This is a genomic window from bacterium (assembly GCA_014360495.1).
Lineage (GTDB): Bacteria > Armatimonadota > JACIXR01 > JACIXR01 > JACIXR01 > JACIXR01.
On record JACIXR010000002.1, the window covers coordinates 262,457 to 274,390 of the forward strand.

Consider the following 11,934-nt stretch of genomic DNA (forward strand, 5'->3'; position numbering starts at 1 on the left):
ACGAGCTTTACATTAAGAATTTTGCTTTAATAAAGGATATGCGCATAAATTTCGGTGCGGGATTCAATGTCCTCACCGGCGAAACTGGCGCCGGCAAGTCAATTGTGATTGATGCCTTAAACTCCCTCGCAGGTGGTAAAATTGACCCCATTATGCTCTCTCAAGAAACCTTCCTTGAAGGAACCTTTGATATATCCTCATCCCCGGGGATTAAATCCCTCTTGGAAGAGGCGGGACTTCCCTCCGAGGATTTCCTCATAATAAGCAGGGATTTCAGCGGTGGGAGGGGAATAGCAAGGGTTATGGGAAGGATAGTGCCTCTGCAATTCCTGAGCAGGTTAGGAGACCTTCTGTTAGATATCCACGGTCAACACGAGCATCAATCACTCCTAAAGCAGCCTTATCATCTGGAACTCTTGGATAGTTGGGGGAGCGGAATAATTGAGCAGAGGAAGAAGGTAGGGGAACTCTTTTCTAAGCTACAGAGGAGAAAGAGGGAATATGAGGAGATATCCGAGAGAATGAAGGAAAGGGAGAGGCTCCTTTCCCTTTACGAGTTTCAGCTCAAGGAGATAAACGAGGCTAAGCTCGTCCCCGGGGAGGAAGAGGAATTGAAAAAGGAAGCCCTTCTCCTCTCCAATGCGGAGAAAATCTATCAGAATCTCTCCTTTGCCTTCTCTTTATTGAAGGGCAAGGAACCCTCGGTAGAGGATTTGCTCGGCAGGGTTGAGGTCCTCATTGAGGAAGTGGCTGGCTATGATGAGAGATTGAAAGAGCTTCTGGACTTGATGAGGGAGGCTTACTCCCTTATTGAAGAGGGGGCAACGATGCTTGGCTCCTATGTAAGCGATATAGAGTTCAATCCCCAAAGACTTGAGGAAGTTGAAAGCAGGCTCTATCTCATATCTCGCCTCAAGCAAAAATACGGAGGTAGCATTGAGGAGATACTGGCGTATAGGGATAAGATAGAACGGGAGATGCTTTCCCTCTCCGAAGGGGAAGAGAGGTTAGAGGGATTGAAGAGGGAGATAGAGGAATTAGAGGGCGAGTTGGAAAGGGAAGCGAAAAAATTATCCCAGATGAGAAGGGAATGTGCGAGCTATTTGGAGGAGATGGTTGTGAAACATCTGCGAGATTTGGGGATGGAGAAGGCGCGGTTTAAGGTCTCTATAAGCGAGAAAGAGATGGATAGCAAAGGGATGGATAGGGTGGAGTTCCTCTTCAGCGCAAATCCGGGTCAACCCCTGCTTCCTCTTCAGAGGATAGCCTCTGGCGGGGAACTCTCCCGCTTTATGCTTGCCGCTAAGAGCGCTCTGCGGGAAGCGGACCCAGTTCCAATCCTCGTCTTTGACGAAATAGACCAAGGAGTGGGCGGTGAAATGGGCTTTGTCTTGGGCGAGAAGTTGCGTCAGCTCAGCCGAGGAAGGCAAGTGATAGTCGTCACACATCTTCCTCAAATCGCTTGTTTCGCTGACTATCACTTTCTTGTGAAAAAGTTAGAGAGCACCCTACATACGGAGGTAAAGATAGAAAAACTAGACAGGGAAGGGAGGGTGGAGGAATTAACGAGGATGCTCGGAGGGAGCGAGTCCGCTCCCACTGCCTATCGCCACGCTGAGGAGCTACTAGAAAGATATGGGAGCAGCGAAGTTGGAGATAAAGGGCATAGCGAGAATTGACGCCAAGACGAAGAGATTGGTGCAGAGGTTGAGGAAGGGAGAGATAGCAGTCATAGACCATAAGGACATAGATACAACCTCTGCTCAGCTTCTACTGGAAAAAAGACCATCTGCCATTATCAACCTTTCCCCTTCCATTTCGGGAGAATATCCCTCCGAAGGCGCTCGCCTCCTACTAAAAAACTCCATTCCCATATTGGATTTGGAAGAAGGGAAATTGGATGGTGAGATAGAGGGGAAGAGGATAGAGATAAGGGGGAACGAAGTGTTGTTAGATGGTAGAGTGATTGGTAAAGGGAGATGGTTGAGTGAAGAGGAAGTTGAGGAGAAGATGGAGGAAGGGAGGAGGAGACTGGGAGCGCTTTTGGATGATTTCGTGCGAAATACCCTTGACTATCTAGAGAAGGAGAAAGATTTCTTCCTTCAGGATAGGCTTCCCTTCCCCGAGCTCAGAACGAGGATAGAGGGGAAAGAGGTCGTGGTCGTTGTGAGGGGAAGGAACTACAAGGAGGATTTGGGAGCCTTGCGGCATTACATTGAGGATGTTAAGCCTATCCTTATAGGGGTTGATGGCGGGGCAGATGCCCTTTTAGAAATGGGTTATAAACCCCATATAATCATTGGCGATATGGATAGCGTCTCCCCCTCCGCCCTTAAAAGCGGAGCGGAATTGATAGCTCACGCTTATCCTCAACCCGATAAGCCATCTCCAGGCGTAGAGAGATTGAGAAAAATGGGACTTCCTTTTCAAGTTATTTCATTCCCGGGGCTCAGCGAGGACCTTGCTCTTCTTCTCGCTTACGAGAAAGGAGCAAAGCTCATAGTGGTGGTTGGCGGACATTATGATTTATTGGATTTCCTCGAGAAGGGGAGAAGGGGAATGTCCAGCACTTTTCTAACTCGCCTGAAGGTAGGTTCACTTTTAGTGGACGCTAAGGGTGTAAGCAATCTTTATCGGAAAAAGCTGAAGCCAATTCATATCTTCCTGCTCGTCATCGCCGCCCTCATTCCCACATTTGTTCTCATCTTCATCTCCCCAGCAGTTAGGGATGTATTGAACCTTTTCTTCTTGAGATTATGGACATTCCTTCGCTCTTTAAAGCCTTAAAATACAAAAGAAGGGCACGGGCATCCCAATTCATCCGTTCTCTTTCCATAATAAAAAATTGGAAAGAGGAAAACCAAATTGATTGTTCCGCTCCAAAATCTTATAATAAAACCAAGAAGGAGGGATAGATTATGGCTAAGAAGTTAACTTTTCCACCCCAGTTTTATTGGGGAACCGCTACAGCCTCCTACCAGATTGAGGGGGGCTGGAATGAGGATGGCAAGGGAGAATCAATCTGGGATACCTTCTCCCACACTCAGGGCAAGATAAGGGACGGCTCAACGGGAGATGTAGCCTGCGACCATTATCACCGCTGGAAGGAAGATGTCGCTCTGATGAAGGAGATAGGATGCAACGCATATAGGTTCTCCATCTCCTGGCCGCGGGTTATCCCCAAAGGGAAAGGGAAGGTCAACCCCTTGGGTCTTTCCTTCTACGACCGCTTAGTGGATGCCCTGTTGGAGTCTAATATAACCCCCTTCATAACCCTCTATCACTGGGACCTCCCCCAAGCACTCCAAGATGAAGGAGGATGGGCTAATAGGGATACCGCTTATTATTTCGCGGAGTATGCGAGCGTTGTGGCTAATAAATTAGGGGATAGAGTAAAGCATTGGATAACCCACAACGAGCCCTGGGTAGTTGCCTGGATAGGATATGGCTGGGGTGAGCACGCCCCGGGGATAAAAAACGAGAAAGTAGCTACTCAAGTAGCCCATCATCTCCTCCTCTCCCATGGCTTGGCAGTGGAAGTATTGAGGGATATCTCTCCCGATTCCGAGGTCGGTATAACCCTCAACCTCTCCCCCATCCATCCAGCCAGCGATTCTGAAGAGGATAGGTTAGCAGCTTCCAGACAGGATGGCTTCCTCAATCGCTGGTTCTTGGACCCCGTCTTCCGTGGACATTATCCTCCCGATATACTTGAGCTCTATTCCGCTTATGCCCCCAAAGTTTCGCCAGGCGATATGGCGATTATCTCCCGTAGAATTGATTTCCTGGGAATAAATTACTACTCTCGGGGAATCGTGAGATTCAATCCGAAGGCTGGTCCTCTGCAGGCAGAGGGAGTTGCTCCTGAGGGAGCGGAGTTCACTGAGATGGGATGGGAGATTTATCCGCCGGGAATATATGAGATAATAAAGAGGGTTTGGGAAGATTATCAGCCGAAGAAGATTTACATAACCGAGAACGGGGCTGCTTTCGCCGACGAAATCGCTCCCGATGGAAGGGTTCACGACCCAAAGAGGATAGATTATCTGCGAGAGCATTTCATCCAAGCGCATAAGGCAATAGAGGAGGGTGCAAATCTCTGCGGATACTTCATCTGGACGCTTATGGATAATTTTGAATGGGCGCACGGCTTCACGAAGAGGTTCGGCATAGTTTACACCGATTATCCAACCCAAAGAAGGATAATGAAGGATAGCGCCCTCTGGTATAAGAAGGTCATTGAGGAAAACGGCGTAAATATTTAATTCAGAAGGTGAAAAAATGAAAAGGATTGTCAATGTTTTGAGGGCTTTTGCCCTCCTCTCAATCTTTGTTTCTCTCCCGAATGCGAGGGCAGAGACGAGGGGCTTTAATTTCGGCTATTTTTATCCCTCAAGCTCATCCGTGAGAGACCTTTACGGGAACGGCTGGCTGAATATTGGAGTTTCAATTCCCCTGAACACTTATGAAGCCTTCCGTGAAGAGAGATTTGAGTATATCAGCATTGATTATATTCACAACTCTCATAGCGGAGTGTATGAGGGCTTACCCTATAACGCTTATATAACCAACATTCCCCTTATCTATAACACTCGCTATCGCACGTCTGGGAAGAACTTCTATTATGTTTATGGAATAGGTTTCAATTATCTCAAGGTCAAGGTGGAAATGGAAGGAGCAAGTGATAGCGATTCGGAGTTGGATATCGGAGGACAGCTTGCTTTCGGCTATGGAACGAAGAACTTCGCCCTTGAGCTTCGTTATATAGAGTTTGGGAGGACGGGCAACACCGGTATCGCCCTCAATCTCATCGGAAGATTCTAACAATTTCCCCTCATTGCGAGAGCTCTCATCAGGGAGGGGTAGAAATCTCCACCACTCTGTCATTGCGAGGCTTTCCGAAGGAAAGCCGTGGCAATCTTTTTTCTACCCCTTATTTTCAGTATCCCCTACAAAATTCTTGACCTCTCTTATCTATGGAAATATAATTTTATGTTGTTTTGTGCGTAAGAAACGATAAACAGCTTCTTGATAAGGAGGCGAAGTATTATGCAGGATATGTTGGAGATTCGCTGGCATGCCCGAGGAGGGCAAGGCGCCAAAACAGCCGCCCTTCTCCTCGCAGAATCTCTTATGGGTGAAGGCACATATGTGCAAGCCTTCCCTGAATATGGTCCGGAAAGGATGGGTGCTCCCATGCGGTCCTACGACCGCATTTCCTCCAAGCCGATAAGGCTCCATACTTCAATAAAAAACCCCGATGTCATCATCATCTTAGACCCCTCTCTGCTCGCCGACCCCTCAACACTTGACGGCTTAAAAGAAGACGGCATCATCCTCGCCAACACCGCGGAAGACCCTAAAACAGTGAGGGAGAAATACAATATAAAGGGCAGGAAAATCTATACCCTCAACGCTTCCCAGCTCGCACAAGAAGAGTTGAAGAGGGATTTGGCGAGCGTTCCCATGCTCGGAGCCCTTATCAGAGTAACGGGATTGGTCAGCTTGGAGGAATTCCTCAGCCACATTAGGAAGGAACTGGAGCGCAAGTTTGCCCATCGTCCAGAGGTTATAGAGGCGAACTTAAAGCTCTATCAGAGAGCATATCAGGAGGTGAAAGGCGAATGAAGTTGACTGATAGACTACACGGCTGGAAGGAACTCCCAATAGGGGGAATCATCCCCGAGGGAGGAACTTCCAAGGCTTATAAGACCGGCACTTGGCGAACGGGCAAGAAGCCGGTTTGGCATCCGGAGAGATGCATTCAGTGTCTATTCTGTTGGATTTACTGCCCCGATGACGCCATTTTCGTTACGGAAGATGGCAAGAGGGCTGATTTCAATTACGATTACTGTAAGGGCTGTGGGATTTGTGCCCGGGAGTGTCCCGCCAAGCCCGAGAAGGCTATTGAGATGGTAGACGAGACGAGGTGAGGAAGATGGTAGAGAAAACGAAACAGCTGATGGCTTTAACGGGAAACGAGGCAGCCGCTTACGCGATGAAGCAAATCAATCCCGATGTAGTCGCCGCCTACCCAATCACACCCCAGACAGAGCTTATGCAGACATTCGCCCAATATGTAGCGGATGGCTTGGTTGACACGGAGCTCGTTGCTGTGGAAAGCGAGCATTCCGCGATGTCAGCCTGTGTGGGTGCGGCGGCTGCGGGAGCAAGAACTATGACCGCTACATCCTCTCAAGGGCTTGCCCTTATGTGGGAGGTCCTATATATCGCCTCCGGGCTTCGCCTCCCCATAGTGATGTGTGTAATAAACAGGGCTCTTTCCGCTCCAATCAACATCCACGGAGACCATTCCGACGCTATGGGAGCGAGGGATTCGGGCTGGATACAGCTCTGGTCGGAGAACGCTCAGGAGGTTTATGACAATGTTCTTCAGGCGGTAAGGATTGCTGAAGAGGTCTTCCTTCCCGTAATGGTTAACTACGATGGTTTCATCATCTCTCATGGAGTTGAGGTAGTTGAGACCTTCAGCGACGATATAGTGAAAGCTTTCGTTGGGGAAAGGAAAAGCCCCTATAAATTGCTGGATGTTGACCATCCCATAACTGTTGGGGCTTTGGATTTGCAGGATTATTATATGGAGCATAAAAGGGCACAAGCGGAGGCGATGAGAACAGCTATGCCCACAATTTTGAAGGTCGCTGAGGAGTTCGCCGAGATTTCTGGTAGGAAATATGGGGCGATAGAGAAATACAGCCTTGATGATGCGGAATTGGCGGTTGTTGCTATAGGTTCAAGCTGTGGAACCGCTAAGGACGCGATTGATGAGCTAAGGGAAGAAGGGATAAAAGCGGGGCTCTTGAAGATTAGGGTCTTTCGCCCCTTCCCTTGGGATGAAATAAAGTCAGCCCTTGCGGGGAAGAAGGCGATAGCGGTTATGGATAGGGCGGAGGGGATGTCCGCCGTCGGCGGTCCCGTCTTCCATGAGATTCGCTCCTGCCTCTACGACCTCCCTCAGCGTCCTCCCGTTGTCAACTACATTTATGGATTGGGAGGAAGGGATGTTGATGTTGAGGATATCAAGAAGGTCTTCCGAGACCTCCTGCCCATCGCTGAGGCAGGTAAGGTAGAGGATTTCTATCGCTATCTGGGAGTAAGAGAGTAAAGGAGGAAGAGAAAATGGCAAGATTGAGAGATTTAGCTAAGAAACCATCTCCCCTAACATCCGGACATAGAGCTTGTTCTGGCTGTGCTCTTCCCCAGGTTGCCAGGCAGGTTCTATTGGCAGCGGATACGCCCGTGGTCGTAGTCGTCGCTACGGGATGTATGGAAGTGACCACCACCATCTTCCCCTACACCGCTTGGAATGTCCCCTGGATGCACTGCGCATTTGAGAACGCCGCTTCAACTCTTTCGGGAATTGAAGCAGCTTATAAGGCGCTAAAGAGGAGAGGAGTAATAGATAGAGAGATTCGTTTCATAGCCTTTGGAGGGGATGGCGGGACTTACGATATCGGGCTTCAGGCGCTATCGGGTGCATTGGAGAGAGGACATAGGCTTCTCTATGTCTGTTATGATAACCAGGCATATATGAACACAGGTGTTCAGCGTTCGGGAGCTACTCCCCTCTATGCTCACACTACAACGAGCCCAGCGGGTAGTGTCATCCCCGGCAAACTCCAATGGAGGAAGGATTTAACCGAGATAGTGGTCGCCCATGATATACCCTATGTGGCGCAGAGCACTCCCGCTCATTGGAACGATTTGATAACGAAAGTGCAGAAAGCTTTGGCAGTTGATGGACCTTCGTTTATAAATGTCCTCCAACCCTGCAGGTTGGGATGGACATTTGAGGCTGATATGGCGATTGAGTTGGCAAGGTTGGCTGCTGATACCTGCATTTGGCCGTTATACGAAGTGGTGAATGGGGAGTATAGGTTGACATATCGTCCCAGGGAGAAGAAGCCTGTGGAGGAGTGGTTGAAGTTGCAAAGGAGGTTCAGGCATCTATTCACGGAGAAGAATCGTCATCTGATAGATGAGATACAGGCTGAAGTAGATAGGCGGTGGGAGCGTTTATTGAAGAAGTGCGGTTTGGCGTAGGGGATATTAAGGAGATAAGAAAATAAATAGTGGGGCGGGAGGCTAAGCCTCCCGCCCCCCTATTTTAGATATTTAAATCTACGGCCACCATTGATTTCCCCAATGGTCAAACCATGTATCCGTTCTATTTTTGTTGCGGGGGTCGAATAATCTTCCACAATTGTTTGCTATAACATCCCACTTCATCCATTTGGCGTGTCCGTCGGCAAAGACAATTATTTCTCCCTCAGTGTGGCGAGTGTGTTTACTAACAGAGCGATGCTGAGGGTCTGCCATATGATTAGACCACATAGCATTTGCAAAGACAACTCTTGCTCCACCGCAGCCGCTAAAAAAATATGAATCGGCAAAAGCGGCTGTATTGGCTGGCTCCACTACCTCTGCCATGTTAACAGGTTTCCCTGTCCATTGGCAGCCAAGATTTGGCATTAAAGCTTCATTGTAAGCTACGGAAATATAGTGTCCTGTGAATTCAACCGGGAACCGCCAAGGCCAGTCATACCAACCGGAGGCATTGCCGATTTGGAGAAGGTTAGGTATCCTGTCTTGTATCGCTTCAGAAGGGCAGTCCCATACCGCTGCGTTTTTGATATAGGGATGAAGCTTGCCTTGAGGGTGGTCGGTTGGGCTTCCCACGCCTGGAGCATTACAGGATGTGCAATATGGGAAAGTTTCATCCCAATCCTGAAGATACATCATCAATCCCATCCCTATTTGCTTCATATTTGAGAGGCAAGCTGTTTTGCGAGCTTGCTCACGGGCGCGGCTGAAAACTGGAAAGAGTATGGCAGCGAGAATAGCAATGATAGCTATGACGACCAACAATTCGATCAATGTAAAACCTCTCCTTTGTTTATTCGTTAACATTTTTTAAATCGCCTCCTTTTATTTTTGAAATTCTGTATTTTGCCCCCAATCCTTATTTTCCGGGCATTCCGGCGGGGGAGAAGCGGGGGCAAAAACTCCTCCCCCCTTTCTAAACACTTGCTTGACACCACCTCTTCTCGTCTACCCTCATAAAGGTAGGTACTATAAACCTTTGAGTGAGATGTGACTCCTTCAAAGAGAGAGTTAATCCATCGGATAGGGAAAGAGAGAAGTTATCTCTTCCATTCATACGAGCGATTTTCACAAAATAAAAAGGATATCCATAAACAATTGCGGCGCATGGGATATAGTTTATCAAAGTCAAGAACGCGGTCAATAAAAATGAATAAAAAGACCTGGTTTTGCAAATGCGATATTTGAGTCGGGAGCGTAACGAAGCAAACTCTTTTACAATTCATGGCTTCCCTAATGGAAGTCCACTCAAGAGAGAAAGCTGAACACTAAATTATCTATACAAAGACAATTTTTATTCAAAATGGATTCGCCACCCTCATCGCTATGGGTGTCTTAGGCAAGTTATAGGTTCATATTATAACCGACCGAAATGATAATTAACTTTTAAAATCTTTAAAATATTAACCTTGGGTACGAGAGCCATATCCCAATTTCTCCTGGCACCTTACATTCCGTATCCCGTTTTAACTCTTCAACCTCCTTTCCCTTGTTTCATCCTTCAAATTTGAATACAAATAATTTTTAAGATAATTCTTTGCTTCCCCAAAATCATCGCCCAGGAGCAGGATGGAGAATATTTCAGCGGAAGAAATCTCTACCACTATCTTACCCTCTTTCTGGCTTATCGTGGATGAGGAAATCTTCCTCCAATTCCCCTTCTCCAGCTCCCGCACTCCCGCCGATCAGTTTCGTTTTATCCTTTCGCAAAATTTCCACTTTCCCCTCCTCCAAGGAGATGAAAAGAAGAGGTGGAATCAATTCATTTCCAATAAAGGGAGAGATGGACGACCCAGTCGTTGAAGAGGAGAGCGCTTCCCTTAATTGTGGATGTCGCTATCTCCAGAAGATATCCCTCAGGCGGTTTTTCTCCCATCTTCGCCTTCGCTTCCGCCAGATTTTTAAGAACGCCCAAAGCCTTCTCCCTCTCTACCTTGCCATCTTTTCCCTCTCTCGTCAATGCTTCAAGGATATAAGATTTGAGGAGCTTGGGATAAAGATTTTGAAATAGCTCTCTTCCTCCGAAAATATCAAAACATAGAAACTCCTTGCCGATGAAGACGATAATTCCCGTCGCTTCAAGATAATCTTTAGGAATGCCCTCAAAAGCCTTGAGGTAATCGTTCATCTTATCCTTTACCTGGGGGACCTCATATATTTCCTTCAATGCCTCTCCCGGAACCTCCACGGAGAATGCTCTTAGGGTGGAGGATATCTCATCCCAAACCCCAACCTGAGATTCATCTATCTTCGCTCTTTTCCTCACACCCACACTCGCCATTGAGAGAGCGGGTGCGAACTTTGAGGATGTCCATTGCCATCTCCTTGCCTCCACACAATAAGCGGGAACGATGAATTCCTCGCTCTTGGGAGGAAGGAGGACATCATTTTTCAGCACCCTATCCTGTTTGCAACCGCTGAGGATTTCTCCCGCCATTATGAAGACATAGTTCTTGGAATTGTTCTGTAAACTCACCTTGTGGACTACGCCTTGCTCAACTTCCGTAATCACGAGCTCCTCGCCTTTTGATGCTTCATCTAAAGTGAGGATTCTCGGAAGCTCAGGAAGCGTCGCTGGCGAGATGGGGTAGATTGTCAAGTTCTTAAATGATACCGCCTTCCCCAACTTGCACTTCTTGACGAACTCCCTCAATATGCCAGCGAGAACTTCCCCTCCGTCGTTGGAGCTCAACGCCACAAGGAGGAAGAAAAGTAGAAGAAAAACATCAAATGACTTCACGCCCATCTCTCTTTTCTTTTTGAGTATTAGACGCTTACTATTCCTGTTAAGTTACTCTCTCACTCCCATTCAATAACTACCCCTAAAGCCTTGCTTCTATCCTGCAGGAGGGAGAGATAGAAAGCGGGCGCCTCTTCGTAGGATATCCTGTGGCTGATGAGGCTTTTTACATCCAAATCTCCATTGTGGATTAGGTCAAGGAAAAGCTGGAAATGACGCTTTTGCGTCCAGGGATTATCAAGGGTTGGATATTGGGGATGAGATGAGTTATGCGCCCCAATGATTGTATAGCTGGGGGAATTGCAGAGGTCGTGGAAATCAAAGGAGGGAGTAGGTCCCCAGGGGCTTGATAGGATGACAAGTCGTCCCTGTCTCCTCAATATCTCAAATTCCCGAGGGATGAGATGGGGATTCCCCGTTACCTCAAAAACTACATCCACCATCCTTCCCTTTGTCAGCTCGCTCACTTTCTCTCTCACATCTTGTTCCTCTGGATCGAGGGAGAAAAATCCAGCCCTTTTAGGAAACCTTTCCAGTCTTTCATTGGCTATATCTATCCCGATAACAGGACGAGCGCCAGCAAGCCAGCAGAAACGAGCGGTCAACTGCCCAAGAAGACCGAGACCATAAATCCCCACGCTCTCCCCAAAGCGAACATCGCCCCTCCTAACACCATTGAGGCAAATCTCAGAAAGGCAGAAAAAAGCAACCTCCTCATCAGAGACTTCCCTATCTATGACCCTTAGATGTTCAATTGAGGAAATGACGAAAGCGGAATGTGGTGCGTAGCTCGCCACCTTCTTTCCTATCCATTCCCTTTCAACTCCCTTGCCGACCTCAACAACTATTCCCACATTGCTGTAGCCGGGAATGAAGGGGAACTTGCCGTAATTCGCCCAGGCGGAATCGGGTGGAAATCTTCCCGATAAAATCGTTAGCTCCGTCCCAATGCTTATTAAACTGCGGATAGTCTTTATCAAAACCTCTCCCTCTTTAGGGGAAGGTATATCTCTATCTTCTAAAACGACTTCTTGGGGTTTAGGGAAAACTATTGTTGGATTTCTCTTCAT

The 11,934-nt window shown here is 47.8% G+C and carries 11 protein-coding genes; 8 read left to right on the top strand and 3 right to left on the bottom strand.

Features of this window, described 5'->3' with window-relative positions; translation table 11 throughout:
- Window positions 1–38 precede the first annotated feature (38 nt).
- From recN to H5T88_02740, 8 genes are all read left to right on the top strand, one after another.
- A complete protein-coding gene (gene recN / locus H5T88_02705; GenBank protein MBC7329248.1) occupies window positions 39–1,679 on the top strand; it encodes a DNA repair protein RecN in 1,641 nt (546 codons plus the stop codon).
- Window positions 1,651–2,787, top strand: a complete 1,137-nt coding sequence (locus tag H5T88_02710; GenBank protein ID MBC7329249.1) for a hypothetical protein — start codon at window positions 1,651–1,653, stop codon at window positions 2,785–2,787. The genes recN and H5T88_02710 overlap by 29 nt, the downstream gene beginning before the upstream one ends.
- Before the next feature lie 131 nt (window positions 2,788–2,918).
- The gene (locus tag H5T88_02715) at window positions 2,919–4,265 is read left to right on the top strand and encodes a beta-glucosidase (GenBank protein MBC7329250.1); all 1,347 of its coding nucleotides are present in this window, start codon (window positions 2,919–2,921) and stop codon (window positions 4,263–4,265) included.
- Between the two features lie 16 nt (window positions 4,266–4,281).
- Window positions 4,282–4,824, top strand: a complete 543-nt coding sequence (locus H5T88_02720; GenBank protein ID MBC7329251.1) for a hypothetical protein — start codon at window positions 4,282–4,284, stop codon at window positions 4,822–4,824.
- A 225-nt stretch (window positions 4,825–5,049) separates the two neighbouring features.
- On the top strand, window positions 5,050–5,628 hold the full coding sequence (locus tag H5T88_02725; protein MBC7329252.1) for a 2-oxoacid:acceptor oxidoreductase family protein: 579 nt from the start codon (window positions 5,050–5,052) through the stop codon (window positions 5,626–5,628).
- Window positions 5,625–5,933, top strand: coding sequence for a 4Fe-4S binding protein (locus H5T88_02730; protein ID MBC7329253.1), 309 nt, complete (start codon window positions 5,625–5,627; stop codon window positions 5,931–5,933). The genes H5T88_02725 and H5T88_02730 overlap by 4 nt, the downstream gene beginning before the upstream one ends.
- A gap of 29 nt (window positions 5,934–5,962) precedes the next feature.
- Window positions 5,963–7,126 (top strand): pyruvate ferredoxin oxidoreductase, encoded by a 1,164-nt coding sequence (gene porA / locus H5T88_02735; GenBank protein ID MBC7329254.1) that lies wholly within the window; start codon window positions 5,963–5,965, stop codon window positions 7,124–7,126.
- A 14-nt stretch (window positions 7,127–7,140) separates the two neighbouring features.
- The gene (locus H5T88_02740) at window positions 7,141–8,064 is read left to right on the top strand and encodes a pyruvate ferredoxin oxidoreductase (GenBank protein ID MBC7329255.1); all 924 of its coding nucleotides are present in this window, start codon (window positions 7,141–7,143) and stop codon (window positions 8,062–8,064) included.
- A 78-nt stretch (window positions 8,065–8,142) separates the two neighbouring features.
- Here the strand turns inward: H5T88_02740 and H5T88_02745 are convergent, their stop codons facing one another.
- The 3 genes from H5T88_02745 to H5T88_02755 form a co-directional block, all read right to left on the bottom strand.
- Window positions 8,143–8,931, bottom strand: coding sequence for a prepilin-type N-terminal cleavage/methylation domain-containing protein (locus H5T88_02745; GenBank protein ID MBC7329256.1), 789 nt, complete (start codon window positions 8,929–8,931; stop codon window positions 8,143–8,145).
- A gap of 955 nt (window positions 8,932–9,886) precedes the next feature.
- A complete protein-coding gene (locus tag H5T88_02750; GenBank protein ID MBC7329257.1) occupies window positions 9,887–10,870 on the bottom strand; it encodes a hypothetical protein in 984 nt (327 codons plus the stop codon).
- A gap of 53 nt (window positions 10,871–10,923) precedes the next feature.
- Window positions 10,924–11,934 (bottom strand): zinc-binding alcohol dehydrogenase, encoded by a 1,011-nt coding sequence (locus H5T88_02755; GenBank protein MBC7329258.1) that lies wholly within the window; start codon window positions 11,932–11,934, stop codon window positions 10,924–10,926.